Annotated in this window: 30 protein-coding genes; 8 read left to right on the forward strand and 22 right to left on the reverse strand. The window is 66.4% G+C overall.

All coding sequences use genetic code 11. The features are described from left to right. Positions 1–9 precede the first annotated feature (9 nt). Genes ACJH6I_RS13005 through ACJH6I_RS13015 form a run of 3 tightly spaced genes read left to right on the forward strand, consistent with a single transcriptional unit; the run spans position 10 to position 4,462 of the window. Complete coding sequence (locus ACJH6I_RS13005; protein ID WP_406784151.1) at positions 10–2,970, forward strand: bifunctional [glutamine synthetase] adenylyltransferase/[glutamine synthetase]-adenylyl-L-tyrosine phosphorylase; 2,961 nt, start codon at positions 10–12, stop codon at positions 2,968–2,970. 5 nt (positions 2,971–2,975) lie between these two features. Next, positions 2,976–3,611, forward strand: coding sequence for a PaaI family thioesterase (locus tag ACJH6I_RS13010; protein WP_406784152.1), 636 nt, complete (start codon positions 2,976–2,978; stop codon positions 3,609–3,611). After that, complete coding sequence (locus tag ACJH6I_RS13015; RefSeq protein ID WP_406784153.1) at positions 3,608–4,462, forward strand: TIGR03619 family F420-dependent LLM class oxidoreductase; 855 nt, start codon at positions 3,608–3,610, stop codon at positions 4,460–4,462. Before ACJH6I_RS13010 ends, ACJH6I_RS13015 begins: the two co-directional genes overlap by 4 nt. Here the strand turns inward: ACJH6I_RS13015 and ACJH6I_RS13020 are convergent, their stop codons facing one another. From ACJH6I_RS13020 to ACJH6I_RS13055, 8 genes are all read right to left on the reverse strand, one after another. Beyond that, positions 4,463–4,879, reverse strand: a complete 417-nt coding sequence (locus tag ACJH6I_RS13020; RefSeq protein WP_064859256.1) for a DoxX family protein — start codon at positions 4,877–4,879, stop codon at positions 4,463–4,465. It abuts the gene before it with no gap. 152 nt (positions 4,880–5,031) lie between these two features. After that, complete coding sequence (locus ACJH6I_RS13025; RefSeq protein WP_406784154.1) at positions 5,032–5,358, reverse strand: darcynin family protein; 327 nt, start codon at positions 5,356–5,358, stop codon at positions 5,032–5,034. Between the two features lie 480 nt (positions 5,359–5,838). Further along, positions 5,839–6,138 (reverse strand): hypothetical protein, encoded by a 300-nt coding sequence (locus ACJH6I_RS13030; protein ID WP_406784155.1) that lies wholly within the window; start codon positions 6,136–6,138, stop codon positions 5,839–5,841. A gap of 4 nt (positions 6,139–6,142) precedes the next feature. Further along, positions 6,143–7,003, reverse strand: a complete 861-nt coding sequence (locus ACJH6I_RS13035) for a phage major capsid protein (RefSeq protein ID WP_345975579.1) — start codon at positions 7,001–7,003, stop codon at positions 6,143–6,145. A 112-nt stretch (positions 7,004–7,115) separates the two neighbouring features. Continuing rightward, positions 7,116–7,457, reverse strand: a complete 342-nt coding sequence (locus tag ACJH6I_RS13040) for a hypothetical protein (protein WP_406784156.1) — start codon at positions 7,455–7,457, stop codon at positions 7,116–7,118. Between the two features lie 71 nt (positions 7,458–7,528). Continuing rightward, the gene (locus tag ACJH6I_RS13045; RefSeq protein ID WP_406784157.1) at positions 7,529–7,981 is read right to left on the reverse strand and encodes a hypothetical protein; all 453 of its coding nucleotides are present in this window, start codon (positions 7,979–7,981) and stop codon (positions 7,529–7,531) included. A gap of 174 nt (positions 7,982–8,155) precedes the next feature. After that, positions 8,156–9,487, reverse strand: a complete 1,332-nt coding sequence (locus tag ACJH6I_RS13050) for a phage portal protein (RefSeq protein WP_406784158.1) — start codon at positions 9,485–9,487, stop codon at positions 8,156–8,158. Continuing rightward, positions 9,484–10,938, reverse strand: a complete 1,455-nt coding sequence (locus ACJH6I_RS13055) for a terminase large subunit domain-containing protein (protein ID WP_406784159.1) — start codon at positions 10,936–10,938, stop codon at positions 9,484–9,486. Before ACJH6I_RS13055 ends, ACJH6I_RS13050 begins: the two co-directional genes overlap by 4 nt. A 14-nt stretch (positions 10,939–10,952) precedes the next feature. Here ACJH6I_RS13055 and ACJH6I_RS13060 point away from each other — a divergent pair, with 14 nt between their 5' ends. Beyond that, a complete protein-coding gene (locus ACJH6I_RS13060; RefSeq protein ID WP_406784160.1) occupies positions 10,953–11,174 on the forward strand; it encodes a hypothetical protein in 222 nt (73 codons plus the stop codon). 394 nt (positions 11,175–11,568) lie between these two features. Here the strand turns inward: ACJH6I_RS13060 and ACJH6I_RS13065 are convergent, their stop codons facing one another. The 6 genes from ACJH6I_RS13065 to ACJH6I_RS13090 all read right to left on the reverse strand — a co-directional run bounded on the left by ACJH6I_RS13065 (position 11,569) and on the right by ACJH6I_RS13090 (position 14,716). Next, positions 11,569–11,964 carry a hypothetical protein gene (locus tag ACJH6I_RS13065; RefSeq protein ID WP_406784161.1) on the reverse strand — a complete coding sequence of 132 codons (396 nt, stop codon included), beginning with the start codon at positions 11,962–11,964 and terminating at the stop codon, positions 11,569–11,571. Beyond that, entirely contained in the window at positions 11,961–13,319 is a 1,359-nt protein-coding gene (locus tag ACJH6I_RS13070; protein ID WP_406784162.1) for an AAA family ATPase, read from the reverse strand. Before ACJH6I_RS13070 ends, ACJH6I_RS13065 begins: the two co-directional genes overlap by 4 nt. Further along, entirely contained in the window at positions 13,316–13,648 is a 333-nt protein-coding gene (locus ACJH6I_RS13075; RefSeq protein WP_406784163.1) for a DUF2742 domain-containing protein, read from the reverse strand. The genes ACJH6I_RS13070 and ACJH6I_RS13075 overlap by 4 nt, the downstream gene beginning before the upstream one ends. After that, positions 13,645–14,028: a hypothetical protein gene (locus tag ACJH6I_RS13080; protein ID WP_406784164.1), complete on the reverse strand. Its 384-nt coding sequence runs from the start codon at positions 14,026–14,028 to the stop codon at positions 13,645–13,647. Before ACJH6I_RS13080 ends, ACJH6I_RS13075 begins: the two co-directional genes overlap by 4 nt. Beyond that, positions 14,028–14,372 (reverse strand): hypothetical protein, encoded by a 345-nt coding sequence (locus ACJH6I_RS13085; RefSeq protein ID WP_406784165.1) that lies wholly within the window; start codon positions 14,370–14,372, stop codon positions 14,028–14,030. The genes ACJH6I_RS13080 and ACJH6I_RS13085 overlap by 1 nt, the downstream gene beginning before the upstream one ends. A 92-nt stretch (positions 14,373–14,464) precedes the next feature. Beyond that, positions 14,465–14,716, reverse strand: a complete 252-nt coding sequence (locus ACJH6I_RS13090; protein WP_406784166.1) for a helix-turn-helix transcriptional regulator — start codon at positions 14,714–14,716, stop codon at positions 14,465–14,467. 73 nt (positions 14,717–14,789) lie between these two features. Here ACJH6I_RS13090 and ACJH6I_RS13095 point away from each other — a divergent pair, with 73 nt between their 5' ends. Continuing rightward, a complete protein-coding gene (locus ACJH6I_RS13095) occupies positions 14,790–15,416 on the forward strand; it encodes a helix-turn-helix domain-containing protein (protein ID WP_406784167.1) in 627 nt (208 codons plus the stop codon). Beyond that, positions 15,400–16,593, forward strand: a complete 1,194-nt coding sequence (locus ACJH6I_RS13100; RefSeq protein ID WP_406784168.1) for a tyrosine-type recombinase/integrase — start codon at positions 15,400–15,402, stop codon at positions 16,591–16,593. The genes ACJH6I_RS13095 and ACJH6I_RS13100 overlap by 17 nt, the downstream gene beginning before the upstream one ends. A gap of 41 nt (positions 16,594–16,634) precedes the next feature. Here ACJH6I_RS13100 and glnA read toward each other — a convergent pair whose 3' ends face one another. Beyond that, positions 16,635–18,071 carry a type I glutamate--ammonia ligase gene (glnA, locus tag ACJH6I_RS13105; RefSeq protein ID WP_073698180.1) on the reverse strand — a complete coding sequence of 479 codons (1,437 nt, stop codon included), beginning with the start codon at positions 18,069–18,071 and terminating at the stop codon, positions 16,635–16,637. A 168-nt stretch (positions 18,072–18,239) separates the two neighbouring features. Between glnA and ACJH6I_RS13110 the strand changes: the two genes are divergently transcribed. Next, complete coding sequence (locus ACJH6I_RS13110; RefSeq protein ID WP_406784169.1) at positions 18,240–18,731, forward strand: RDD family protein; 492 nt, start codon at positions 18,240–18,242, stop codon at positions 18,729–18,731. On the opposite strand, the gene ACJH6I_RS13115 is transcribed toward ACJH6I_RS13110, so the two are convergent. The 6 genes from ACJH6I_RS13115 to sucB form a co-directional block, all read right to left on the reverse strand. After that, the gene (locus ACJH6I_RS13115; protein WP_406784170.1) at positions 18,728–19,363 is read right to left on the reverse strand and encodes a maleylpyruvate isomerase family mycothiol-dependent enzyme; all 636 of its coding nucleotides are present in this window, start codon (positions 19,361–19,363) and stop codon (positions 18,728–18,730) included. The genes ACJH6I_RS13110 and ACJH6I_RS13115 overlap by 4 nt on opposite strands. Before the next feature lie 73 nt (positions 19,364–19,436). Next, positions 19,437–20,192: a DUF4191 domain-containing protein gene (locus tag ACJH6I_RS13120; RefSeq protein ID WP_212812118.1), complete on the reverse strand. Its 756-nt coding sequence runs from the start codon at positions 20,190–20,192 to the stop codon at positions 19,437–19,439. A 15-nt stretch (positions 20,193–20,207) separates the two neighbouring features. Next, entirely contained in the window at positions 20,208–21,140 is a 933-nt protein-coding gene (gene lipA / locus ACJH6I_RS13125) for a lipoyl synthase (RefSeq protein WP_318985182.1), read from the reverse strand. Next, entirely contained in the window at positions 21,137–21,829 is a 693-nt protein-coding gene (gene lipB / locus ACJH6I_RS13130) for a lipoyl(octanoyl) transferase LipB (protein ID WP_406784171.1), read from the reverse strand. Before lipB ends, lipA begins: the two co-directional genes overlap by 4 nt. Before the next feature lie 25 nt (positions 21,830–21,854). Then, positions 21,855–22,763 carry a TIGR01777 family oxidoreductase gene (locus tag ACJH6I_RS13135; RefSeq protein WP_212812116.1) on the reverse strand — a complete coding sequence of 303 codons (909 nt, stop codon included), beginning with the start codon at positions 22,761–22,763 and terminating at the stop codon, positions 21,855–21,857. Positions 22,764–22,767: 4 nt separating this feature from the next. Further along, entirely contained in the window at positions 22,768–24,570 is a 1,803-nt protein-coding gene (gene sucB, locus ACJH6I_RS13140; RefSeq protein WP_406784172.1) for a 2-oxoglutarate dehydrogenase, E2 component, dihydrolipoamide succinyltransferase, read from the reverse strand. A 191-nt stretch (positions 24,571–24,761) separates the two neighbouring features. Between sucB and ACJH6I_RS13145 the strand changes: the two genes are divergently transcribed. Further along, positions 24,762–25,697, forward strand: a complete 936-nt coding sequence (locus ACJH6I_RS13145; RefSeq protein WP_212812115.1) for an alpha/beta fold hydrolase — start codon at positions 24,762–24,764, stop codon at positions 25,695–25,697. A gap of 6 nt (positions 25,698–25,703) precedes the next feature. On the opposite strand, the gene ACJH6I_RS13150 is transcribed toward ACJH6I_RS13145, so the two are convergent. Next, complete coding sequence (locus ACJH6I_RS13150; protein WP_406784173.1) at positions 25,704–26,054, reverse strand: hypothetical protein; 351 nt, start codon at positions 26,052–26,054, stop codon at positions 25,704–25,706. Between the last annotated feature and the right edge of the window lie 13 nt (positions 26,055–26,067).

Consider the following 26,067-nt stretch of genomic DNA (forward strand, 5'->3'; position numbering starts at 1 on the left):
CGTCGGGTGGTGCCCAACCCCGCGACGCAGCGCCCCACACAGCCCAGCGTCGGGCGCCTCGGGTTGGTGGCGCCCACGGCGCGGGCGGACCTCGACCGGCTCGGCTGGAACACCGACGCGCACGTCCCATTGTTGTGGTCGCTGTCGCGCGCCCCTGACGCCGACAGCGCCCTGCGCGCCATGGTGCGCATCGCCGACGCCCTCGAGGGCGACTGGGCCGAGCTCAGCTCGCTGCTGGTGACCGACACGGCCCTGCGGGGGCGGCTGTTCGCCGTGCTGGGATCGTCGCTGGCCCTGGGTGATCACCTGGTGGCACACCCCGCTTCGTGGCGACTGCTGCACGGCGACATCACGCTGCCGTCGCGCGCCGAGCTGCTCGAGGACTTCGAACGGTTGGCAGCCGAAGTCGCCGGTACCCCAACGGCTTCCGCGGTGCTGCAGACCTACTACCGGGACCGCATCCTGGTGCTGGCGGCGCTGGACGTCGCGCCGACGGTCGAGAACGAGCCGGTGCTGCCGTATGTCACCGTGGGGGAGCACCTGTCCGACCTGGCCGACGCGGCGCTCGCGGCGGCACTGGTCGTCGCGACCCGCACGGTGTGCGGCGACGAGTCCGGTCCCCGGCTCGCGGTCATCGCAATGGGCAAATGCGGTGCGCGCGAACTGAATTACGTCAGCGACGTCGACGTCATCTTCGTGGCGGAGACGGCGGACTCGGTGACCACCCGGGTGGCCGGCGAGATGATGCGGTTCGCCGGCGAGACCTTCTTCGAGGTCGACGCGGCGCTGCGGCCCGAGGGCAAGGCCGGCCAGCTGGTCCGCACCCTGGAGTCGCACGTCGCGTATTACCAGCGCTGGGCCAAAACCTGGGAATTCCAGGCGCTTTTGAAGGCCCGCGCGGCCGTCGGTGACGCCGAGCTGGGTGAGCAGTACATCGACGCGCTGATGCCGATGGTCTGGACCGCTTGTGACCGTGAGGATTTCGTGCCCGACGTGCAGGCCATGCGGCGCCGCGTCGAGGATCTCTTGCCCGCCGGGGTGCGCACCCGCGAGCTGAAACTGGGCAAGGGTGGCCTGCGGGACGTCGAGTTCGCGGTGCAGCTGCTGCAGCTCGTGCACGGCCGCAATGACGATTCGCTGCACGTCGCCTCGACGGTCGACGCGTTGGCGGCGCTCGGCTCCGGCGGTTACATCGGCCGCGACGACACCGCGAATCTCACTGCGTCCTATGAGTTTCTGCGGCTGCTTGAGCACCGGCTGCAACTACAGCGACTCAAGCGCACCCACCTGCTGCCCGAGGACGGCGACGACGAGGCGTGGCGCTGGCTGGCGCGCGCGGCGCACATCCGGCCCGACGGTCAGCACGACGCGCTCGGCGTCCTGCGCGAGGACCTGAAGCGGCAGAACATGCGGGTGTCCCGCCTGCACGCCAAGCTCTTCTATCAGCCGCTGCTCGAAGTGGGAAACCAGTTCGGCCCGAGCCTGACCACCGCCGCGGCCGAAAGACAGTTGGCCGCACTGGGTTACGAAGGCCCGCAGAGCGCCCTGACGCACCTCGCCGCGCTGACGAGCGCCAGCGGTCGCCGCGGCACGGTGCAGCAGGTGCTGCTGCCGACGCTGCTGGACTGGCTGTCGGACACCCCGGATCCGGACGCGGGCCTGCTGGCGTACCGGCGGATCAGTGAAGAACTGGGGGACCAGCGCTGGTTCCTGTCCACCCTGCGTGACGAGGGTGCCGTCGCCAAAAGGCTGATGCGGGTGCTGGGCACGTCGGCCTATGTGCCGGAGCTGCTGATGCGGGCGCCGGAAGTCCTGCAGCAGTACGCCGACGGTCCGCAGGGGCCGAAACTGCTTGAAGTGGAACCGGATGCGGTGTTCCGCGCGCTGGTCGCCTCGGCCGGCCGGCACGCCGACCCGGTCCGCGCCATCGCCGCGGCACGCACCCTGCGCCGTCGCGAACTGGCGCGCGTGGCGTCGGCCGACCTACTGGGGCTGCTGCCGGTCGTCGACGTCTGCAAGGCGCTGACCTCGGTGTGGGTCGCGGTGCTGGAGGCCGCGCTCGATGCGGTGATCCGGGCGCGCTCGGGACCCGACGGGCCGCCGGCGCGCATCGCCGTCATCGGCATGGGCCGGCTCGGCGGCGGCGAACTGGGCTACGGGTCGGACGCCGACGTGATGTTCGTGTGCGAACCCGTCGCAGGCGCGGCCGGCGCGGACGAGTCCGCGGCCGTGCGCTGGGCGATCGGGGTCGCCGAACAGGTGCGGACGTTGTTGGGACAGCCCAGCAGCGACCCGCCGCTGGAGGTCGACGCCGGGCTGCGGCCGGAAGGCCGCAACGGCTCACTGGTGCGGACGTTGGCGTCCTACGAGTCGTACTACGCACAGTGGGCGCAGCCGTGGGAGATTCAGGCCCTCCTGCGGGCCCACCGGGTGGCGGGGGACCTCGAACTGGGTGAACGATTCCTGCTGATGGCCGACAAGACCCGGTACCCGCCCGGTGGCGTCTCGGCGGACGCGGTGCGCGAAATCCGGCGCATCAAGGCCCGCGTCGACGCCGAGCGGCTGCCCCGCGGTGCCGACCCCAACACCCACACCAAGCTGGGCCGCGGTGGCCTGGCCGACGTGGAATGGACCGTCCAGTTGCTCCAATTGCGTTATGCGCACCAGGTTCCCACGTTGCACAACACCTCGACGCTGCAGGCGCTGGACGCCATCGAGGCGGCCCAGCTGATCGAGGGCGACGAGGCCGACATCCTGCGGCAGGCCTGGCTGACCGCGACCCGCGCGCGCAACGCCCTGGTCCTGGTGCGCGGCAAGCCCACCGACCAACTGCCCGGGCCGGGCCGTCAGCTCAACGCGGTCGCGGTGGCGGCCGGGTGGCCGAGCGGCGACGGCGGCGCCTTCCTGGACAACTATCTGCGCGTGACCCGTCGTGCCAAAACCGTGGTGCGCAAGGTGTTTGGGGAGTAGGCAGCGTGAGTGATTTTCCGTTCGACGTGATCAGCGATGCGGAATACGAGCGTCAGCTGGCGGTGTACCGGCCGTTCACCGATGCGGTGCGCCGGCTGATCGACGCCGGCATCCGGACCGGTGTCGACGAGGCCACCATCGCCGAGGCGCAGGCCGCGATCGAATCGGTCACCGACCGGCTCGTGGCGGTGCAACACAACAGCACCTCCACGCTACGGAACGTCGACACCGGACGGCCGCTGGCCTACACGAATCCGGCTGTGGGCGTGCGCAATGCGATTGCCCCGCCGATGGAGATCCACCACGAGGGCGGGGAAGGCGACGGTCGGTGCTGGGCCGAGTTCGAACTGGGCCTGCCCTACGAAGGGCCGCCCGGCCTGGTGCACGGCGGCATCTGCGCCCTGGTGCTCGACCACATTCTCGGGGAGGCGGCCAGTGACGGGCTGACCAAGCCCCATTTCACGGGAACCATCACGTTGCGGTACGTGCGCGGGACCAAGCAGGGGCCGGTGCGGGCCGAGGCCTGGATCGACCGTGTCGACGGCGTCAAGACGTTCGCCCGCGGCACGCTGTCCGACGTCGATGGTGTGAGCGTCGAGGCCGACGGCATCTTCATCAGGCCCTCCTGGGCGCGCGAGTGAGGTTCTACGTCTCCCTGGCATTCCTCGACATCAGCGAGGTGACCGAGATCGCCCGGGCCGCAGACGAACTCGGCTACGACGGCATCGCCATCCCGGACCACGTGGTGAACCTGGAGACGCTGAGCACGCCCTACCCGTACACGCCCGACGGGCAGCGGCGCTGGCAGCCGTTCACGCACTGGCCGGACCCGTGGGTGCTCGTCGGTGCCCTGTCGCAGGTGACCAGCCGCGTGAAATTCGTGACGACGGTGTACATCCCGGGGATGCGCGACCCGTTCTCGGTCGCGAAGTCGGTCGGGACCGCGGCCTGCCTGTCCGGCGGCCGCGTGGAGTTCGGCGTCGGCGTGGGCTGGTGTGCCGACGAATTCGCCTTGATGGGGCAGACTTTCGAGCGCCGCGGTAAGCGTACCGACGAGATGCTGGAGCTGATCCGGCAGCTGTGGCAGCCCGGTTGGACATCGTTCGACGGGGAGTTCTACCAGGTGCCGCGGCTCGAGATGGAGCCGACGCCGCCGCCGGTGCCCGTCTACGTCGGCGGGCTCAGTGAGATCGCACTGCGCCGCGCCGCGCGCCACGACGGCTGGATCGGCGACTTGATCACCACCGACCAGGCCATCGCCGCGGCGACGCGGGTGCGCGAACTGCGGGTCGAAAACGGTTTACCGCTCGAGGGTTACGAGATCCTGACACCGCTTGCCGACGCCTATCTGCCGGAGCATTTCGAGCGCGCCGCGCGGGCCGGCATCACCGGCAACATCACGATGCCGTGGATGTTCTACAGCGGCCCGACGGCCACGCTGGCCGAGAAGATCGACGGACTCAAGCGGTTTCGCGTGGACCGGGGCCTGTAACTAGCGTTTGCGCAGCGCGTCCAGTGCGATGGCGCCACCGCCGGTGAACACCAGCAGGAACAGCGCGAAGCAGTAGAGCACCGCCGGCTCGCCGCCATTGGCGATGGGCAGCAGGCCCTTCGGCTGGTGCGCCATGAAGTAGGCGAAAGCCATTTCGCCGGAACCGATGAAGGCGGCGATGCGGGTGGCCAGACCGGTGAAGATCAGGATGCCGACGATCAGCTCTATGGCGCCGGCGTACCAGCCGGGGAAACTGCCGAAATCCGGTGCGGCCATGCCGGGATTGGTGTCGACGGGCCACTTGAAGAGCGTGGTGGCGCCGTGGAGCGTGAACAGGAAGCCGATGACCATCCGGAACACGGAGAGCACGATGGGAGCTACAGCGTCGAGCCGGGATTCGATGTCAGTCTGAGCCATGGCGACATCATATGAGGTTCCTGTGACGCGCCAGGTGCTGCGAGATTGCGGAATGGGAGCAAATTCTCGCGATTTGCCTCACAGCGCCGCGGCGACGGGTGCTGAGCCACCGGGTTGCCCCTCCCCGGAGGGAGAGGCAACCCGGTTACCGGTCATCCGATAGCGGCCCGGCCGTAGTTGTCGGCGTAGGCGTTCGCGACTCCGGGCAGGATCTCGACGATGGCGAAATACCGGTCCCACAGCGGTGTTTCGCGCAGCTCTTCGACCGCCAGCTCATACTCGTGCGGGTCGGCGGCCGTCAGCATCCAGACATCGGTGACCCGGGCGGTGTAGAACTCCGTGTCGTACCACGTGAAGTTGACCGCCTTGTGGCGGTCGAGGATCGGCTGCAGATGCAGAGTGAGTTCGTCGAACCGTTTGGCGACCGGGAATCCGAGCCACTCGGGATTCGTCTTGACCAACATGAAAACCGTGAACATGGGTGAACCTCGTTCTCTCGCTTGTGAATAGGGCTGGAGAGAAACGAAAAGGCCAACGAATCTCTCCGTTGACCTGTGAGGTTGTCAGCACCGCGAGCAGCGACGCTCGCGATGGTTAGGCTACCGTACTTGTTGGTGGTGGGCAAGCGGCGCGGCCGACGTCGTCACCCCGATACAGAACTGCCCCTCTCCCGGAGGAGAGGGGCAGTTCGTGTGCTCGCGACTCAGCAGTCGTAGTAGAGCGAGTATTGGATCATGGGAGTTTGGCGAATCTTGCTGTGTTGGCGCCGTTGGATACGTAGAGGTCAGGGCGTTGGCGGTGTTGGCGAGAGAATGCTCGCGCCGAAACTACTGCGGACGAACTGCGGACGGTAGGCCCCGGCGCAGGTCCAGCTCTGGCGATTGGAGAAGCCGTCTTGGCTGGCCTTGCCCGCACAGAAAGGAGTAAAGAACGCGGGTTTGACGCCGGGGCCACCTGGTCTACTGCGCGCGCACCCGGTACCGGTTGAGCACGGCCTGCTCGGCCAGGGTCCAGCCGAAAGTGGACGCCAAGCTGTACTGATATTCGACGTCGTCGACCTTCTTGGACATCAGGCCCTTGCCGTTGGCAGCCAGCCGCGCCGACGCGGTGCTGATGACTGCGGCGATCTCTTCGTTGGGTTCGGCGCCGGTGAATCCGCGTCCACGGGTGTACGCCTTTGCCATCACGGTGACGATTGGGACGACGGTGGCCACCTCCCCGGATTGCAGGGAGGTGACCGTCGTCGGATCAACAGGCACTGGGTTAGGCCTCGGTCAGCAGCGTGACTGCCTTGGCCTGCAGCAGTGCCGTATCCCAGCGAGAGACGACGCGGATGCCGATGCTGTCGTAGTCGCCCCAGGTCTGATCGAGGATCTTCACCTCGGCATCCACGTCGCGGGCGACGACCACCTTGGAGAAGTCGACCAGGCCGACGCGGTTCTTCGTGGACACGGCCGGGATGTTGTCGGTGACGATGACCGGCAGGCCGAACAGTCGCAGCTCGGTCCCGCCGGCGATGCCGCCATTGGGGTCGAACAGGTACTGCTTGCTGCCGGTGGCCGCGATCTTGTTCTTGCGCAATGTCGCCCAGGACGAGCTGGTCATCACCCAATGGGTCGGGCTGACCTTGTTGCCCTGCGCGGTGGCCAGGCCGTCGATGAGGCTGTCGGGGTCGGACAGGTTGAGCACACCGGTGGCGATGCCGGTCTGTCGGAAGATGCCCTTGATGGTGTTCGAGGTGCCGGCGCCATCCCACAGGGCCGCGTCGAGGGCATTGGCCACGTCGGTGACGAGCCGGGTGCGCAAGACTGCTTCGAGGCCGACGACGCTGGTACGGATCAGCTCATTGGAGAGCTTCACCAGAACCTTGAGGCCCTTCATGGTCGAGGGCAGCAGCGTCACTTCATCGAACGCAACGTCGCCATCGGTGATCTGGGCGCCTTCCGCGACGAACCCGGCGGTGACACCGTTGACGATGCGCGGCACACGGACGGGGCTCGAGCTGTCGAGGATGACGGGTCCGGCCGCGAGGAACGTGGAAGCCTGTTCGAGGGGCTGGACAAGCAGGCTGGATACCTGCGACTGGATCAGAGTTGAATTACCGCTTGTGACTTCGATGGCCATGTGAATGCCCTTAGGTGAGAGTGGATTTCAGCTGTTGGAAACCCGTGTCGCCAGGACATCGATGGGGTCGGTCCGCCAGGAACCGACCCCATCACTATACCCCCGAGGGGTACTACTTCGACATCAACTGAGCCTCGATGCCCTCCAACGTCGAGTGGATGTCGCGGAGCCGGTCCATTAGCTCAGTGTGTTGTGGGTCCTCGGGCTCGTAGTCGTCATTCGGCCCAACGCTGCTGGACACCTTCAGTCCCTCCGGCTTATAGCCGGCCGGAGCCACAACGGCGAACGTCGGCTGACCATCGACCTGCAGATGGACGGTGCTTCCATCGGCGAGTCTGAGCCACGTAGTACCACCCTGGTCGCGGGTGTAGTTATTCATGAAGTTGAAGACGTCAGCAACTGACTGGTCGTCGTCCAGGTCGTAGACGATCCCATTAAAGTGAAGCTGCAACACGGCGATACCCTCCCTGAGCCTGTTGCCGCAGGATCGCGGCAAGCTCGACGTTAGCGTGCCCTAGGCCCATTTCAGGTCCGATCCTTAAGCATCTGCAGCAGAGAGAACGAACCGCCACCCTGACCTCGGTTGCCCTGACCGATGTCACCGGTGGGCCGGCGGGACGCCAGGTGCGGTTTCGCTTCGAGTAGGGAGTCGATCGCGGCGGACATGTTGTCGGCGTCGGCGATATGGTCGGCATCGAATGGCAGGTCGGTGGGATCGGCCAATCTCCCTGTGGCTCGGACAAGTTCGGTGTGCAGCCGGTTTGCGAGGGAGTCTGCCTCACTCGCGCGTTGCCGGTACTTGCCGTTTTCCTGGCGCAGTTTCTCGACGTACTCGCGCGGGAAGGTCTCGGCATCCTCGGCAGGGTCCGATTCCAAATCGGACCCCTCGGGGGCCAGCTCCGAAACTTCCTCGGCGCCGGGAATATTCTCGCCGGCATCCTCGCCGGGTTCGGTTGTGGTGTCGGTGGTTTCACTCATGTTGCGCTCCTGTCTTTCTGCTTTCTTGTACTGCGTCAGCCAATTTGGTGGCCAGGTCTACTGCTTCGTGCTCGGTGAACATGTACGTCAGCGCGCCGGTGCGCAGCCGGATCGGCCGCTCACTACCGGGTGCCACAACCACGGACGGATCAAAGTTTCGCGCTGCAACTCTCATCAGAGCACCGTGTCCATGACGGGCGTTGCCGCGGTGACCTTCGCGATCTCGTCGTCGGAATAGCCAAGCTTGCCCAGTGCGTACGACTGCGGCAACAGACCCGCTTGGAAGAGTTTGACGACCGCGTCGGCTTCCTGTGCGACCGAACGTGTTGCCGCGTCGGCCCATTGCACCCGCACGCCATCGACCTGGTTGGGGTCGGCGCCGTCACGGACCGCGATCATCAGTCGGGCGACCTGCTCCCATGACCGGCCAAACGTCTGTTGCCGTGCCTCGGCCCTGGCTGTCAGCGACGACTCAGAGGCTCGCAGCGCATCCGCCGAAGCCGGGTTGTCGGTGAACACACCGACGTAGTGCGCGGGAAGTGTTGACACAGCCATGATCTGGCCCAGGATTACCCGCACCGATGCCTCGTAGCCGGCGAGGTCTGCTGCGGCGAGTTGGCCGAACTTGGCCTCGTTGTTCTCCGAGATCATGGCCCGGTGCCCTTCCGGGATTGGGTTGACCTCGGTCATGACCGGCTGGTTGTCGTCGTCGAGGACCGGGTTGCCCTCGTCGTCCAGCTCGGGCACTTCTGTCAGCTCGATACCGGTGGCCCAACGTCGCGGCCGGCCGACGTACTCGCTGGTTACCATCATGTCCGCCAACGACTTATTGAGGGCGTCCACAAGTGGCTTTAGGTCCTCGATCTCACTGAGGCCATAGTCGAACAGTGACGAGTAGTTGAAGTTCACGATGCGGTCGGTGTTGCGCAGGTTCACTACCGGGACGACGCCGAGCGGGTTGGGGAACTCCTCGACGGTCTTGAATCCGCTAGCGACGGCGCCGAGCTGGTCGGCCCGCTTGTGCACGATGACATCAGGCAGATACATCATCAGCTCGGTTGTCTTGCGCGCCTTGTCCTCCCACCGCTTCACCCCGGCGTACGGCTGCCGGGTACCCGGATCATTCAGGGTCGCAACCTGTTTCGCGGACTCGACGGTCACCTGCGGGCGGCCTTGGCCATCGGCCCAGACGATCACGTACGAGTCTCCGAGTAGCAGTGCTTCACGGTGCGCCACGCCGGCCTGCTGGTCGAGGTCGTTGCGCAACCAGTCCGCCCACACCGTCGCGTCTCCCGTGAATCCAGTGATTCGCAGCCGCTCGGCCAGCGCCGTGACCGCCAGCCTCGGAATGTTCGAGGCCATGATGCCGAACCGGCTGCCCAGTGCAGTCCGGGCTTCCGGCGACAGGAACGCCAACGGTTGCCGGCCTTCGTAATAGCGGTCCAGATCGGCGTACTGGGCCAACGGCTCATTGAGCCTCTGCAGAAGATCAACCAACAATGTCATGACGCAAAACTCCTTGCTCTCTTACGATTTCGTATCTGGTGGAATGCCGCCCGGTCATAGGCGACGATCGCGGCAACGGCCGCGTCGATCTTGCGAGGCGACCCCCGCTTGTCCTTACTGACGAGGTCACCCTGCGGCGTTGACTTCGCCACACAGTGCGCAATGTGCGCGGCCATTCTCGGATCCCCGTCGTGGGTAACCACATTGGTCACCACGGCCTGATACAGCCGGTCGGTGGCCGGCGCCATCCGAGCGGCGTGCGCGGTGTTCCACTCCAGCACCCGCTTCTCGCCGTGCCGCTTGGACCACGCTTCGATCTCCGAGCGCCACCCCCACGGATCGCACGCCAACTCGGCGACGTCGTACTTCGTGAACGCCACATCGACGGCGCGGTCGACGTCCTCGCGCGGCACACGCCAACGCGGGTCACCAGGGTTCTCCCACAACCCTTCAACCCACAGATGGCCGTCGAGGGTGCAGCCGACCAGCGCTGTCGAGTCGCCCGATGCCGACCCGTCGAACGCCAGGACCACACGCTCACGTGGACGCGGAGCCCGATCCAGCTTGCAGTCCTCCCACGCTCCCCACGGCAGCCACGCCTCAGCACCGGTGACCCACTGGCCCAGCCGCAACTGACGGAACACCGGCTCCCGCAGCGTCCGGCGGGCGGCCTCGAGCCCGTCTTCGGCGAGGAACGGTTCCTCGCACGCCATCGCCGGATTGGCCGTCAGCCACGCGCCTCGGTCGTCGGTCGGGCACCCGTCGGGAGCGGCGAACTCCTTGAGGTAGAACGCCGGATCATCACCAGCACGGCCGTGCTCGACCAACTTCCACATGATGCAGTCAGGGGATGTCGACGGGGTGCTGATCGCCAGCGTCAGGGACTCGGGGCGCTTGCCCGACACCGACGTGACGGCCTCCCACACCCCTTCCGTGACGACATGGAGCTCGTCGACAATCAGCAGCGACGGGTCATGCCCGTGGAGGGCACCCGGCTCAGCCGGCAGCGGCAACAACAGACCGTCGTTGTGCGGCACCACGATCCGGTCCGCGAATATCTGCGCGCGCTCGGCCAACTCCGGATTCAGCTCGATCATCCGCTTCGCCATGCGCAACGTGATGTTGGCCTGACGCTGATCGCTGGCGACCACCAGCACCTCGGCTGACGGTGGCCCCACGAACAACTCAGCGACCGCGAGCATGGCTGCCAGGCCCGTCTTCCCGTTAGCACGGGCCACCGATACCAGGCCAGTACGGATACCCGGACCGAACGCGCCCGTGATGATGTCCGTCTGAAACTGCCGCAGCCGCACCGGCTTACCCGCACCGACACCCTTCGGCACGACCAAGTACTCGGCGATGAACGCCAGCCGCCGACCGGCACGATCCTCGGGCAAGTGAGAGAAGTCCAACGGCTCGGCCCTCACCTGACCTTTTGGTCCAGCCTTCATGGCAAGCTCACAGGGTGGCTATTGAATTGAGACTGACCGGTGACGACTCGTCCGAGAGCTTGACCCACGAGGGCGACTGGTTCGACATCCTGCCCAGCGGCGCACTTGCGATCCACTACGGCGACGGAATCCGCAGTTCCGTCTACTACGCCCCGCACGCCTGGGAGTACGTCTCCTCGTCCAAAGCGCCCGGGGATCAGGGCAGCGCCTACGACGTCGCAAAGTCGATTTACTAGCACTGCATACCCCCTGGGGGTGTGTGACTGAAACTTTGCCTGGGCAGGGGTCGGCAGCGGCCGGCCGTGGGGGTGGGTCCCCTGGTGGCCTGTGGTCCGCGTGCGGCGCCAGCGTCTCGGTTGCATGGTCCGCAGAGGACTTGGACGTCCTGTAGGCGGATGGGCAAGCCAGCGGCCTTGCGTGCCCACGCTTCTGGGGTGTGGTCGGTCTGTAGGTCCTCGGTGCTTCCGCAGGTGAGGCAGAAGGGCTGCAGCCGTCGGGCTCGCTTCGACAACTTCGTCCAAGCGTGGTCGTAGCCACGGTCAGTCGCGGGTGCCTTGAGGTCGGTGGTGTGCTCGGTGCAGCGTGGTCCGGTGCATGGCTCGCCGCATTCGAGGCAGGCGGTGAGGGTCATCAGCTGACCATCCATTGCGCGATGCACCACACGTGGTCGGGGTTGCCGTCGAGGTCGGTGGGTGTGATGACGGGGCCGCGGACTCGCCATGTCCGTCCGTCGTACTTGATGGTGTCGATGAGGGACAGGCTGATGGTGTCGGGCGTGACGGGCATGAACACCTTGGCCGTGGCGCTGACAACTACGGTGCCGAGGTCTCGCTGCTCAATGGGTTGGCCGGCTTGGAATGAGCATCCGGTCACCGTGATCTCAGTGTCTTCGTAGATGGGCTCGTTGAACGTGGGGTTGGTGCCGACACGTGTGCGCTTGACCAAGGTGATGGTGTCGTTGCCGATCATGTGGGTCTCCTTGTGGGTCCAGATGTTGGGGTCCGGGAAAATGACGCGGCGCTTCATGAGGCGGCCTCGTGCTGTTTGCTGCAGGACAGGTGCGTGCTGCCTTGACCACATGTGACCGGTTCGGCGCACACGGTGCACGTTGGGTAGCTGGAGGCAGGTTTGCCGCCGATGGTTCGTCGCCGGTTGCGGACCGGCTTGGAGAACTGCCTGACTGGCATGGATGCGGGTGATGGGGTGCTCTGCGGAGCAAGGGAGCACTCATCTGTGCTCTGCTCCCTTGGTGGTTTCGGGCCGTATTGCACCCCTTCTGACGTGCAAGGGAGCAAGGGAGCAACGTCACGTGAGTTTGGGTTGCTCCCTTGGTCGTCTGCTCCCTTGGTTGGTAGCGTCCACCACCATGGGCCGTCGCCCCGGCCTCGGACCGCTTGGGCGCCGATGTTCTTCTTCGCGCGCTTTGCCTTGTCCTTGGAAAGTCCTGCCGCGTCTGCCGATGCGTAGACCTCGTTGGACATCATCGAGGTATTTGCTAGCAGGCGTGTAAGCCACGCGTCGGCGTCCTTGGGGTCATCGTCGCCGGGCCGTTCGGAGGGCCGGTTGATGATGTCGTCGACCGACGATTCCGACACGCCGAGTTCGACGACGCGAGCGACCTCGGCGACACCGTCGACGGTGGGGATCGAGACGCTTTCAAGGCGGAAGGCGAACGACTCGTTACCCGGTGCGTAGTTGCCCTTGTTCTGCGTCACGACGACGCGGTCGCCGTCTTCAGCGAACAGGAACACCGACCGCACCGCGTCACGGAAGGCGTGTGAGCCAGACATCTTGTCCGAGGCGTTTCCGCCACCCTTGCCGAAGTGACGCACGAACATCACGACCGTCTTCGTGGACTCGGCGAGGCGGGCCAGCGGGTCGAGCGCGGCGCGGACGTCCGACTCCCGATGTAGGTCCCCGGACATGGTCGACGAGATCGGGTCGAGGATGACCAGAGCGGCGCCGCTGGACTCGATCGCCGCCCTGATCGCGCCCACGTCCATCGGAATGCGTGGGGTGACTTCGCCGGTCTCTTCGTCGACCGTCGTCTCGATGGACAGTCGGCCGATCATCGTCAGGTCGGCGCCGGCGGCGATGAGCCGGGGCACCAAGACTGCCCCCCACGCGTCCTCACCAGACCAGATGAGCACCCGGCGCGGTGTGCCGTAGTACTCGCCTTCGAGGGTGCCGTTGGACAGCTGGGCGGCGACGTGGATGGCATAGGTGGTCTTGCCGGTACCGCCTCGGCCCGCCCATGCGGAGGCGGTACCGACTGGGACGCGGTCCTTCCACAGCCACACTTGCCGCTCAGGCTGGATATCGGATGCCCATTCGATGATGGCCTGACGGCTCGAGCTGTACCAATCGATCGCGTCGGTCATGCTGACTTCCTTCTCGGGACGTACAGGCCGGACTTCCGGCGGGTGATGGTGCGGGCGACAGCGGCCCAGTTCTCCCCAGCAGCAATGGCTTTGGATGCCTCGGCAAGGCGTTCTTGCCGGGTGTCGAGCAGCAGGGCGTAGTGCTCGGCAGCGGCGATGCACGCCATTGCCTTCACTGCGTCGCTGACGTGCTGCCATGCGGGTGTGCCGGGGAACGGCAGCGGTGGCAGGTCGAGCGCCTGCACGAACTGGTGGACGTCCCACCATGAGATTTGTTGGGACGCCGGGAAACCGGCCCCGAAGGGCCGGCCCCCCGTCGCGTCTTTCACCTGGCTGCCTCCGCGTGACGGTGGCACGGCTGGCCGTCCTCCCGAACCCGATTAAGGCATTTGGTGCCGTGTGCCGTCGGCCGTCCGCACCGGGGCGTGATCGCTCGCAAAGCCTTGATCCTGAGTCTGGTTTGGGCCAGATCGATGCGGTACTTCCACCTGTCTGGCAGCGGGCCCACGCGCTCGTGCTCGGGGATGACATTCCAGCCGGCGGTGCAGCGAAAATCGGGGGTGGAGCGATCTTCGATCCAGAATCCGAAGCTGGTGCCGTCGGCACCGATTTCGGTTGTCACCGCGTAGCATTCGAGGCCGCCACCAACGTCGCCGAGGTACGCGGAGCGACTGCGGTCGGTGCGGGCCTTAGTGAACGGGTCGCCCATCACTTCACCTCCGTGATCGTCGCAGTGAATTCCCGATTGGTGACCTCGCGGGTCTGCGGGTCGCGGCGGGTCGCTGTGACGGTGATGCGGTTGCCGTCGACCTCGGTGACGTAGACGCTCCAGCCACCGATCGGGAACGCTGTGGAGGCGTGGCCCATGCGTGCGGTGATGATCTCGGCGAGACCGTCGTCGAGCTGCTGGTCAGCTTCGACCAACAGGGTTGGGACGGTCAGCGGCTCGGTGTCGCAGTGCTCGAATGTGACGGTGCAGGAGTGGCAGGTGCAGCCACACCACACGTCCCCGGTGCAGGTGACCTTGTCGGAAGTAGCGTCTATCGTGGACATCACGGATTTCTCCTCAATTGACTGTTGGGTGGGTTCGTTCGCCCCGGAAGGTGTTCCAGCACCGGCCGGGGCGCATTTCGTTGAGTGGGTCATCAGGCGACTTCCGGTGAGTCGCCGCCGCGCCGGGTCGCCTGTTCCTGCTCGGCCAACCAGCGCTCGATCTCGCTGCGGCGGTAGACAATTCGGCCGCGGGGTCCGAGGGAGAACGATGCTGGACCTTGGTTGGTCGAGCGCCAAAACCTCAGAGTCCCGGGGTTAAACGGATACTGCTCACACGCTTGTTTCGTGGTGAGCAGGTCATCTACGGGCATTGCTAGTCCTTCCTCCGTCAAGAGGTTCTGCATCTGTGCAGCACCACTGCATCAGCACAGTAGTCGCAAACCACCGCTGCTGCAACCAACGCTGTACGCTGCATGCATGCAGCAGAATGGTGTGATCAACGACTCCGATGGCCCGTATTGGGCACTACCAGCCAGCCGGTTTGGTAAGCGTGTGCGCGCGCAACGCGAGGGTGCGGGATTCACTCAGCGCGAACTCTCTGAATCACTAGCTGAGTTAGGGGTAAAGCTGGATACGTCTGCAATTACCCGGATCGAGAACGGAAGTAGAGAGCCGCGACTCAGGGAAGCGCTAGCAATAGGCCACGCGCTCGGAATTGGCCTTGAGGCGATTCTGACATTTAATGACGACGACCCGATTGCTGACTTTTTCGGCGCCTACTATGCATTGAAGGCAGATGTTAAAGAGCTTGAACGATGGGCTAATACGGCTCTTTCTGACCTAAATGCATTGCAGAATGCAGTTATAAGAAGTGATGTCCAAGAGGCGATTGACCAGAGTGGGTCATCGGTCGATCTTGCGATGGTCGTAGATAAGTGCTCAGACGCGATCGACTATTTCGAGGATATGCGGATGTTCACTTCAAAGCTGAGAGAGATCGTGCGGGAAATAGCGCAGATTCCAGAGGACTCCATCGACCGTGTGCTTGCTCGCCTGAATCCGTCGTTTGCTTCGGAAGGAGACGACGATGCCCCAGACACGTAACCGCCGGTCAGGTGTTGAGGACCGCTGGACCAAGACTGTCCGCAGTAAGGCGGCCGACGGCACTACCGCCACCGAGACGGTTCCGTCGGCCGCTCACGGCAAGGGAAAGCGTTGGCGGGCAAGGTATGTCGATGCCGCGGGCAGGGAGCATGCGAAAGGCTTCGCCCGCAAGACCGATGCGCAAACATGGCTCGACGGGCAGACCGCAACTCTGGTGTCAGGGACGCACGTAGCACCGCGCGATGCGCAGATGACCGTGTCTCAGTGGTGCGCAACGTGGCTTGAGGGCTATAAGGTCAACCGAGATTCGACGGTTCGACAGGCCAAGACGCATATCCAGAAGATTGAGGCTGAATTCGGCGGACAGCGGCTATCTGAGGTCCGGCCGTCGCAGGTCAAAGCGTGGGTAGCGCGGCTGAGTAAGGCTCATGAGGCGAGCTACGTGCACGCCCTGCATTCTCGGCTCTCTCAGATTCTCGGTGATGCGGTTCAGGACGGGCTACTTGGCCGTAACCCGTGCTCTCGCAGGACATCTCCGCCGATGGGCAAACAGAAGCCCTACGTGGCCACCACGACGCAGGTGTGGGCGCTGTACGACGCTATGCCTGAGCATCTGAGGGTGGCGGTTCTACTCGGCGCATTCGCCGGCCTCCGTGTCGCTGAAGCCTGTGCACTGCGCAAAGGTGACGTTGACTTCATCAGGGGAGTGGTGACACCGGCCCAACAGTGGCCGGCCGAACCGCTCAAAACGGAGGGCAGCTCGGCGCCCATCCCCGTACCCAGCGAGTTCACGCTGATGCTGTCGGCGTCGGTGAAGCGGTGGCCGGGGGAGCATCTCGTCACCGACGGCTTAGGAGGCAAGGCTGGTCCGTGGGTCATCGACCGAGCAGTCAGGGATGCGAAAGCCGTACTCGCCGAGCGGGAGTCGTTGGCGCTGCCGGAGAAGTTCTCATTCCACGACTTACGGCACTACCTGGCGTCCCTGCTGATCGCCTCAGGCGCCGACATCAAGACGGTGCAGGCGCGACTCCGGCATGCATCGGCACGCACAACTCTCGACACCTACGGGCACTTGTGGCCAGATGCAGATGAGTCCACCCGGTCAGCAATCGGTGTGGTGATCGCTGAGCGGATGGACTCATCTGGAGGTACTGCGGACGGACTGCGGACGGTATGACCCTCTAACCCGCTGGAGAGCAGGTCAGAGGGTTAGCCGACTCAGCAGTCGTAGTAGAGCGAGAACTCGTACGGGTGAGGGCGAATCTGCACCGGCAGGATCTCGTTCTCGCGCTTGTACGAGATCCAGGTCTCGATCAGGTCCTCGGTGAACACGCCACCCTCGGTGAGGTAGTCGTGGTCTTCCTCGAGCTTGTCGATGACGCTGGCTAGCGAGGTCGGGGCCTGCGGGATGTTGGCGGCCTCGTCCGGCGGCAGCTCGTAGAGGTCCTTGTCGACCGGGGCCAGCGGCTCGATCTTCTTCTTGATGCCGTCGATACCGGCCATGAGCATCGCCGAGAAGGCCAGGTACGGGTTGCCCGAGCTGTCCGGGCAACGGAACTCGAGGCGCTTGGCCTTCGGGTTGTTGCCGGTGATCGGGATACGCACACACGCCGAGCGGTTGCGCTGGCTGTACACCAGGTTGATCGGGGCCTCGTAGCCCGGCACCAGACGCTTGTAGGAGTTCACCGTCGGGTTGGTGAACGCCAGCAGCGACGGGGCGTGGTGCAGGATGCCGCCGATGTAGTGGCGTGCCATGTCGGACAGGCCCGCGTAGCCGGACTCGTCGTGGAACAGCGGCTTGCCGTCCTTCCACAGCGACTGGTGGGCGTGCATGCCCGAGCCGTTGTCGCCGAACAGCGGCTTCGGCATGAAGGTGACGGTCTTGCCGTTCGCCCACGCGGTGTTCTTGATGATGTACTTGAACAGCAGCACGTCATCGGCCGCGGCGAGCAGCGTGTCGAACTTGTAGTTGATCTCGGCCTGGCCGGCGGTGCCGACCTCGTGGTGGCCGCGCTCCAGGGTGAACCCGGCGTTGATGAGGTTGGTCGACATCTCGTCGCGCAGGTCGACGTAGTGGTCGTACGGCGCGACGGGGAAGTAGCCACCCTTGGGGCGGACCTTGTAGCCGCGGTTGGGGGAGCCGTCGGCCTCGTAGGGCTCGCCGCTGTTCCACCAGCCCGACTCGGAGTCGACTTCGTAGAACGTGCCGTTGATCTTCGAGTCGAAGGCGACGGAGTCGAAGATGTAGAACTCGGCCTCGGCACCGAAGTAGGCGGTGTCGGCGATGCCGGTGCTCTTCAGGTAGTTCTCGGCCTTGCGTGCGACGTTACGCGGGTCGCGGGAGTACGCCTCACGCGTGAACGGGTCGTGCACGAAGAAGTTCAGGTTCAGCGTCTTGGCGGCGCGGAACGGGTCGATGCGCGCGGTGTTGGCGTCCGGCAGCAGCATCATGTCGGACTCGTGGATCGACTGGAAGCCGCGCACGGACGAACCGTCGAACGCGAGGCCGTCTTCGAAAACGCTCTCGTCGAACGCCGAAGCCGGGATCGAGAAGTGCTGGACAACACCAGGCAGATCGCAGAAACGGATGTCGACGTACTCGACGTTCTCGTCCTTGATCAGCTTGAAAATGTCGTCAGACGTCTTTTCTGCCACGTAAGTGATCTCCTTTACTGGTGTTACCCGCGGTTGAACCTAGGGACACGATGTTGCACGCCAATCAACCGTATGTTTCGCGGACGTTACGCGATCGGTGGTTCGTGGAACCGTCGATCACGCACCGCGCGGTTCGGTTGCACGAGCGCGCACGCCTATCCTGACACCATGGCAGGTGCTGATGAATTTCGGCTCGGTTCGTGGCTGTCCGGGCCCGAATCGCAGCGCCCCGTTGATGAGTCCACGTACCCGGGTAAGGACCTCGGCCTGCCTGAATCGGGCCCGGGTTCCCTCGCCCGATTCGGCCGTCGCTTCGCCGCGTTGGCGGTGGACTGGCTGATCTGCTACGGCCTCGGCACCCTCAGCGTGGTGTTCGGCGGACTGAGCGAATACGAGTACCAATACGTCTGGCACGGCACGCCCGCGGTGATCGCCTGGGTCGTCGTCGGCACGGTGTCGGTGCGGCTCTTCACCTTCACGCCGGGCCAGTTCGCACTGGGGCTGCGGGTCGTGTCCGTCGGCCGGAGCCAGTACGTCGGACTCGGCCGCGCCTTCGTGCGCATGCTGCTGGTGTTGCTGGCCGTGCCCGCGCTGCTCACCGATGCCGACGGCCGCGGGCTGCAGGACCGGCTGACCAGCACCGCCGTCCTGCGCCGTTAACCCGGCTGATCGAGCAGCGCGCGTCCGTCGCCCTCGACCAGGCTCAGGTCGGGCTGCCGCCCGGACGCGATCATCAGCAGTTCCTGGATCGGCCCGCGGATCGTCGGGCCGCGGCCACGCGACCAGGTGATGTCGGTCGCTTCCAGTCGGACGCTTCGGAGCAGCCGACTCGTGCCCATGAGCGGTGCGAGCAGGCGCACCCGCTCCGTGGCGACGAGCGCCGCCTCGGGATCCATTGCCCACGAGCGGCCGAGCGGGCGGACGATGTCCTGGTGGTGCAGCAGCGCGTCGATGAGCGGCTCGACCGTTGTCGTCGTGGGTACGTGGTGCGTGCTTGAGGAGAACGTCGCGAAGTCGGACAGGACGCTGCCGGCGGTCTGTTCGGCTCCCAGCCGTTTCACCTCGCGGAAGATCATGGTGTTGTAGCTCCGGCCGAGGTTGCGCATCGTCATCTCGGCCAGTTGGCGCCAGCCGATCTGCGGCGTGGAGATCACGTGGGCCGCGACGTCCAGCACGGTCCAGCCGGGGCAGAGCGTGTCATGGCTCCAGTCGCCGTCGTCCAGCTCCGCCAGCGTTGTCGCCAGTGCCGCGCGCTCGGTGTGGATGTGCCGCCACAGCGTTGCTTTGTCCACGGTCCCGCCTCTTCCCGGTGAGGGATTTGTGCACGATTTTCCGCGCTGACCGCGGAAAATCGTGCACAAATCCCTACTTACGACGCGCGGTGCGCTGCATGCCCTTCATCTTGGCGCCCGCGGGCAGCGGGCCCTTGGGCAGGCCGCCGGGGCCCAGCTTGGTACCGAGGGCGGCCAGGCGCGACTCGAGCGCGTCCATCTGCTTGGTGGTGATGTTGGCGGGCAGCTTGGTCAGGTGCCGTTCCAGCTTGGCCAGCGGCACCTGGTCCTCTTCGTTGCCGACCACGATGGTGTAGATCGGCACCTCGCCGACCAGTCGTGCGGTGCGCTTCTTCTCCTGCGCCAGAAGCGGTTTCAGGCGCTGCGGCGAACCCTCGCCGACGAAGATCACACCCGGCCGGCCGACCACGCGGTGCACGGCATCGAAGCTGCCGGTGGCGGCGACGCCCTGCGTGACGCGCCACTGGCCGCGCATGTTGTCCAGCGCCCAGGCCGCCGCGCCGGTCTGGCCGTCAGCCTTGCTGTAGACCGACTTCTGCGCGCGTCGGCCGAAGATGATGAACGCGACCAGCGCGCCGAGCAGCACACCCAGGATGGGCAGCGTGATCCAGCTGAAGATGCCGCCGGAGTACGCGGCCATCGCGACGGCGAGGCCCACGATCAGGACGAACGCGCCGATCATGTACGGCAGCAGCCGCTTGTCCTCTTTGCGCTGAATCTGGAACGCCTGCCAGAGCTGGGCGCGGCGCTGCTTCGAAGCGGCCTTGCGCGCCGCCTTCGCCTCGGCCTTCGCGGCCTTCACAGCGGCAGGATTGGTGGTCTTCGCCATGCCACCAGGATAGATTCAGGAAACCGGTGGCCGTAACCGGGCAGCCTGGGCGTACAGCTTGCCGGCCCGGTAGGACGACCGGACCAGCGGTCCGGCCAGGACACCGGCGAACCCGAGACCCTCGGCGAACTGCTGGTGCTCGACGAATTCCTCCGGTCGCACCCACCGCTCGACGGGGTGGTGCCGCGGCGACGGACGCAGGTACTGCGTGATGGTGACGATGTCGCAGCCCGCGTCGTACAGGTCCTGCAGGGCCACCCGGATTTCCTCGGGCGTCTCACCCATGCCGAGGATCAGGTTGCTCTTGGTCACCAGGCCGTAGTCGCGGGCGGCAGTGATGACGCCGAGGCTGCGCTCGTAGCGGAACGCCGGGCGGATGCGCTTGAAGATGCGCGGCACGGTTTCGACGTTGTGCGCGAACACTTCTGGGCGCGAGTCGAAGACCTCTTCGAGCAGTGCGGGCACACCGTTGAAGTCGGGCGCCAGCAGCTCGACACCGGTGTTCGGGTTGAGCGCGTGGATCTGGCGGACGGTCTCGGCGTACAGCCAGGCGCCGCCGTCGGGCAGGTCGTCGCGGGCCACGCCGGTGATGGTGGAGTACCGCAGGCCCATGGTGTGCACGCTCTCGGCCACCCGGCGCGGCTCGTCCCGGTCCAGTTCGGCGGGCTTGCCGGTGTCGATCTGGCAGAAGTCGCAGCGGCGGGTGCACTGCTCGCCGCCGATCAGGAAGGTGGCCTCGCGGTCCTCCCAGCATTCATAGATGTTGGGGCAGCCGGCCTCTTCGCAGACGGTGTGCAGGCCCTCCCGCTTGACCAGGCTCTTGAGGTCCTTGTACTCGGGACCCATCTTGAGCTTGGTCTTGATCCACGGCGGCTTGCGCTCGATGGGCGTCTCCGCGTTGCGGACCTCCAGGCGGAGCAGCTTGCGGTTACCGGGATCGACGCTCATGGTGTCGATGTTAGTGCCGCGGCGCCGAGCGCCTTGACGGACGGAGCGCCGAGTACGTCGCACACTGCCTCGGCCACCCGGTCGATGACGTCCTCGGGCGCGATCTCGCGGCCCAACTCCTTCGTCAGCGACGTGACGCCCGCATCGGCGATGCCGCACGGGACGATGCCGCCGAACGCGCTCAGGTCGCAGTTGCAGTTCAGCGAGAAGCCGTGCAGCGTCGTGCCGCGGGCGACGCGGATGCCGATGGCGGCGATCTTGCGTTCGGGCCGCAGGTCGTCGGCCGGCAGCCAGACACCGGACCGGCCGTCCACCCGGATGGTCTGCAGGCCCAGTTCGCCGCACACCGTCATCAGCGCATCCTCGAGCAGCCGAACGAATCTCACGACGTCGAGCGGCTGTGCCAGGCCGATGATCGGGTAGCCCACCAGTTGCCCGGGGCCGTGCCAGGTGATCTTGCCGCCGCGGTCGGTGTCGATGACGGGGGTGCCGTCGATCGGCCGCTCGTGCGGTTCGGTGCGGCGGCCGGCGGTGTAGACGGGCGGGTGTTCGAGCAGCAGCAGCGTGTCGTTGCCGCGCTCGTCGGAGCGGGCGGCGGCGAGCTCGCGCTGCAACTCCCAGGCGTCGTTGTAGTCAATGGTGCCGAGACGGCGCACGTCGATCGGGCCGCAGGCAGATCGGATCGTCACTGAACTGACGCTACGCCTGCCGGAGTCAGGCCGCGTTGGGGGCGGTGACGTACGACAGCGCCTCGCCGATGGTCCGCTGGTGGAACTCGAAGCCGGCGTCCTCGAGCGCGGCCGGGATGGCCCGCTGGCCGCCGAGCAGTCCCTCCTCGGCGAACTCGCCGAGTGCGGCCCGCAGCGCGAAACCGGGCATCAGCAGCGGGGTGGGGCGGTGCAGCGCGCGTCCCAGCGCCTCGGTGAACTCGCCGTTGGTCACCGGCGCCGGGCCCGTCAGATTCAGCGGGCCGGACAGGTCGTCGTGATTGAGCGCGAACAGCAGGGCCCGCACCTCGTCCTCCAGCGTGATCCACGGCATGTACTGGCGCCCGCTGCCCAGCCGGGCACCCAGGCCGAGCCCGAAGACCGGGCGGAGCCGGGCCAGCATGCCGCCGGCCGGTGCCAGCACGAGGCCGGTGCGCGCGAGCACGACGCGGACGCCGGCGTCGGCGGCCGGCCGGGTGGCGGCCTCCCAGTCCAGACAGAGCCGGGCCAGGAAGCCGGTGCCGGCGGGGGATCGCTCGTCGGCGATGCGGTCGCGCGTATCGCCATAGAAGCCAACGGCACTGGCGTTGATGAGCACGGGCACCCCGGCGTCGACGACAGCGTCGGTCAGCACCTCGGTCGGGACGATCCGGCTGTCACGCAGGCTCTGCTTGAACGCTCCCGACCAGCGGCGCGCCCCGATGCTCACGCCGCACAGGTTGACCACGGCATCGACGTCACGCAGCGTGCGCCAGTCGAAGTCGCCGGCGTCGGGGTTCCAGTACACCTCGTCGGCGTTGGCCGGCTGCCGGCGCACGATGCGCACCACCCGATGGTCGGTCGCGCGCAGCGCCGACACCAGTGCGGAACCGATGAGTCCCGACGAGCCCGCGATGGCAATGACCGCGTGCGCCATGGGATTACAGCCCCAGGTCGGCCTCGAACGCACCCTCTTCGAGACGACGTTTGATGGTGGTCACGAACCGTCCGGCGTCGGCGCCGTCGATCAGGCGGTGGTCGTAGGTCAGCGGCAGGTAGCAGACCGACCGGACACCGATCGACTCGTTGCCGCTGTCGTCCACGACGACCCGCGGCCGCTTGACGATGGCGCCGGTGCCGAGCATGGCCGCCTGCGGCGGGACCAGGATCGGGGTGTCGAACAGGGCGCCCTGGCTGCCGATGTTGGTGATCGTGAAGGTGCCACCGGCCAGCTCGTCGGGCCGCAGGTTGCCCGAGCGGGCGCGGTCGGCGATGTCGACGATCGCCCGCGCGAGGCCACCGAGGGACAGGTCACCGGCGTTGTGCACCACCGGCGACAGCAGGCCCTGCTCGGTGTCCACCGCGAAGCCGAGGTGCTCGGCGTCGTAGTAGGTGATCTCCTTGGTTTCCTCGTTGTAGCTGGCGTTGACGTTCGGGTGGATCTTCAACGCGTCGATCACCGCGCGGGCGATGAACGGCAGGTAGGTCAGGTTCACACCCTCGCGCTCGGCGAACGAGTTCTTGGCGCGCGCCCGCAGCGAGACGATGCGGGTCATGTCGACCTCGTGGGTCTGCGTCAGCTGCGCCGTGGTCTGCAGCGACTCGCGCGTCTTCTTGGCCGTGATCTGCCGGATCCGGGTGGCCTTCTGCGTGGTGCCACGCAGGTGGGCCAGGGCCGGAGCCGGTGCGGCGGCCGCGGCCTTCGCCGCCGGAGCTGCGGGGGCCGGGGCGGACGAAGCGGCGGCAGGTGCGGGGGCCGGGGCCTTGGCGGCCTCCGCCGCGGCGAGCACGTCCTGCTTGCGGATGCGACCACCGACACCGGTGCCCTGCACCGATGCGAGGTCAACGTTGTTCTCGGCAGCCAACTTTCGCACCAGCGGGGTGACGTACGGGCTGGCGTCGTCCGACGGGGCGGACGACGCGGCCGGGGCCGCAGCAGCCGGAGCCGCGGGCGCCGGCGCGGCCGGGGCGGGAGCGGGTGCGGGGGCCGGCGGCGGGGTCGGTGCGGCCGGAGCCGGGGGAGCCGGCGGTGGCGTCGGCGCGGCGGCAGGCTCGGGGGCGGGTGCCGGTGCCGGGGCCTCGGGGGCCGGGGCAGCGGCCGGGGCCGAACCGGCGGCACCGATCTTGGCGAGCTCGCCACCGATGGACACGACGTCGTCCTCGTCGGCGGTGATGGACAGCAGCACGCCGGCGATCGGCGACGGGATTTCGGTGTCGACCTTGTCGGTGGACACCTCGACCAGGGGCTCGTCGACCTCGACGGAGTCGCCGACCTTCTTGAGCCAGCGGGTCACCGTGCCCTCGGTGACGGACTCGCCGAGCGTCGGCATCACGATCGAGGTGGCGTCGGTCGCGTCGGAAGCGGCCGGGGCGGGGGCCGATGCGGGTGCCGGCGCGGGAGTTTCGGCGGCCGGAGCCGGGGCTTCGGCGGCGGGCTCGGGAGCCGGGGTGGGCTCCGGCTCGGGCGCCGCTGCGGGCTCGGGAGCGGACGGAGCCGGGGCCTCGCCGGCCTCACCGATGACGGCGAGCTCGCCGCCGATCTCGACCACGTCGTCTTCCTGCGCGACGATCTTGGTCAGGACACCGGCTGCCGGCGACGGGATTTCGGTGTCGACCTTGTCGGTGGACACCTCGAGCAGGGGCTCGTCGACCGCGACGGTGTCGCCCTCCTGCTTGAGCCATCGAGTGACGGTCCCCTCGGTAACGCTCTCACCGAGTGCGGGCATCTGGACGGAGATGGCCATTACGTTGACTCCTCGAAAAGTCGCTCGTCACTTCGAATGTCTACAGGGCCCATCCTGTCATGCTCGCGCAGTCGAGGAGGGGCGGGTCGGGACTTTGTCCCGCTGTGTTGACACCCTCGCTGAGCAGGCTACTGTCGCAATCGAACCAGTACCGGCGGTACGGGATACTTTGAGGTCAGGCGGGTGTGGCGATGCAGTTTGTGGACAGTGCCGACGGGACGCGGATCGCGACCTACGACGAGGGCAACCCCGACGGCCCGGTGATGGTGCTGGTGCACGGCTGGCCCGACTCGCACGACATGTGGGACGCCACGGTGCCGCACCTCGCCGACACCTACCGGGTGATCCGCTACGACAACCGCGGCTCGCGCAATTCCGGTGTGCCCAAGAAGGTTTCGTCGTACACCATGGCGCACTACGCCGACGACTTCGCGGCCGTCATCGCCGCGCTGGCGCCCGGTCAGAAGGTCCACGTCCTGGCCCACGACTGGGGCTCGGTCGGTATCTGGGAGTACCTGTCGCGACCGGAGTCGGTGGACCGCGTCGCGTCGTTCACCTCGACCTCGGGGCCGAGCGCCGACCACACCCGGCGCTTCATCATGGAGGGTCTGAAGCGGCCGTATCAGCCGGCGCGGTTCCTGCAATCGGTGTCGCAGTTTCTGCGGCTGACATACCAGGGCTTCTTCTCGATCCCGCTCGTGGCGCGAGTGCTGGTGCGCGCCAGCGTGCCGACCATCATTCCGCTCCTGCTGAAGTGGCTGGATGGCATGTCCGACAACCAGATTCGGCATTCGGACACCTTCGCGACCGACGCCGCGAACAGCCTCAAGGTGTACCCGGCCAACTACTGGCGCACCCTGTTCAAGGGCCGGCGCGACCACTACGTCACGGTGCCCGTGCAGGTGATCGTCAACCGCGGCGACCAGTTCGTGCGCCCGTACCTGTACAACGAGACGCCCCAATGGGTCTCGCAGTTGTGGCGCCGGGACATCGAGTCGGGACACTGGTCGCCGATGTCACATCCGGAGCTGCTCGCCACCGCCGCCCGCGAACTCGCCGAGCATGTCGCCGGCGCCGCGCCCACGCCAGAGCTGCAACTGGCTCAGGTCGGCAGCAAAGCCGGCTAGGGCGGCTTATCGGGGCGGCTCGCCGTTGACGTTGACGTTGTGCGTGACTTCGCCCTCGTGGTTCACGTTCACGTTGACCGTGGGATTGCAGGCCGGGTTCTGGAACGCGACGCTGTCGCACGGCATGCCGTTGTTGTAGAACAGCCCGCCGCCGTTGTTGTCGCCGTTGTTGTATCCGGGGTCGCACTGATCGTCGCCGCCCAGCCGGTCGATCACATTCCGGAAGGGACACAACTGGTCGGCGATGATGTCCTCGTCTTCGGGATCGGCAAGCGCCTGTGCGGCACCGCTCACCCCGGCTAATTCCATGCCGATAACAGTGGCTGTGACGGCAGCCAGCTGAATGTACTTATTCATGCAGGAACGGTAC

The organism is Mycobacterium sp. SMC-13 (assembly GCF_045311035.1).
Classification (GTDB): domain Bacteria; phylum Actinomycetota; class Actinomycetes; order Mycobacteriales; family Mycobacteriaceae; genus Mycobacterium.

Excerpts from the sequence above, each read along its gene's own strand:
- ACJH6I_RS13080 (WP_406784164.1), bottom strand. The coding sequence starts at position 14,028 with ATGGGCGACCCGTTCACTAAGGCCCGCACCGACCGCAGTCGCTCCGCG.
- ACJH6I_RS13100 (WP_406784168.1), top strand. The coding sequence starts at position 15,400 with ATGCCCCAGACACGTAACCGCCGGTCAGGTGTTGAGGACCGCTGGACC.
- ACJH6I_RS13070 (WP_406784162.1), bottom strand. The coding sequence starts at position 13,319 with ATGACCGACGCGATCGATTGGTACAGCTCGAGCCGTCAGGCCATCATC.
- sucB (WP_406784172.1), bottom strand. The coding sequence starts at position 24,570 with ATGGCCATCTCCGTCCAGATGCCCGCACTCGGTGAGAGCGTTACCGAG.
- ACJH6I_RS13095 (WP_406784167.1), top strand. The coding sequence starts at position 14,790 with ATGCAGCAGAATGGTGTGATCAACGACTCCGATGGCCCGTATTGGGCA.
- ACJH6I_RS13045 (WP_406784157.1), bottom strand. The coding sequence starts at position 7,981 with ATGAGTGAAACCACCGACACCACAACCGAACCCGGCGAGGATGCCGGC.
- ACJH6I_RS13055 (WP_406784159.1), bottom strand. The coding sequence starts at position 10,938 with ATGAAGGCTGGACCAAAAGGTCAGGTGAGGGCCGAGCCGTTGGACTTC.
- ACJH6I_RS13150 (WP_406784173.1), bottom strand. The coding sequence starts at position 26,054 with ATGAATAAGTACATTCAGCTGGCTGCCGTCACAGCCACTGTTATCGGC.
- ACJH6I_RS13135 (WP_212812116.1), bottom strand. The coding sequence starts at position 22,763 with ATGGCGCACGCGGTCATTGCCATCGCGGGCTCGTCGGGACTCATCGGT.
- lipA (WP_318985182.1), bottom strand. The coding sequence starts at position 21,140 with ATGAGCGTCGATCCCGGTAACCGCAAGCTGCTCCGCCTGGAGGTCCGC.
- ACJH6I_RS13090 (WP_406784166.1), bottom strand. The coding sequence starts at position 14,716 with ATGCAGAACCTCTTGACGGAGGAAGGACTAGCAATGCCCGTAGATGAC.
- ACJH6I_RS13120 (WP_212812118.1), bottom strand. The coding sequence starts at position 20,192 with ATGGCGAAGACCACCAATCCTGCCGCTGTGAAGGCCGCGAAGGCCGAG.
- ACJH6I_RS13050 (WP_406784158.1), bottom strand. The coding sequence starts at position 9,487 with ATGACATTGTTGGTTGATCTTCTGCAGAGGCTCAATGAGCCGTTGGCC.
- ACJH6I_RS13020 (WP_064859256.1), bottom strand. The coding sequence starts at position 4,879 with ATGGCTCAGACTGACATCGAATCCCGGCTCGACGCTGTAGCTCCCATC.
- ACJH6I_RS13145 (WP_212812115.1), top strand. The coding sequence starts at position 24,762 with ATGCAGTTTGTGGACAGTGCCGACGGGACGCGGATCGCGACCTACGAC.
- ACJH6I_RS13035 (WP_345975579.1), bottom strand. The coding sequence starts at position 7,003 with ATGGCCATCGAAGTCACAAGCGGTAATTCAACTCTGATCCAGTCGCAG.
- ACJH6I_RS13110 (WP_406784169.1), top strand. The coding sequence starts at position 18,240 with ATGGCAGGTGCTGATGAATTTCGGCTCGGTTCGTGGCTGTCCGGGCCC.
- ACJH6I_RS13065 (WP_406784161.1), bottom strand. The coding sequence starts at position 11,964 with ATGAAGCGCCGCGTCATTTTCCCGGACCCCAACATCTGGACCCACAAG.
- ACJH6I_RS13085 (WP_406784165.1), bottom strand. The coding sequence starts at position 14,372 with ATGTCCACGATAGACGCTACTTCCGACAAGGTCACCTGCACCGGGGAC.
- ACJH6I_RS13025 (WP_406784154.1), bottom strand. The coding sequence starts at position 5,358 with ATGTTCACGGTTTTCATGTTGGTCAAGACGAATCCCGAGTGGCTCGGA.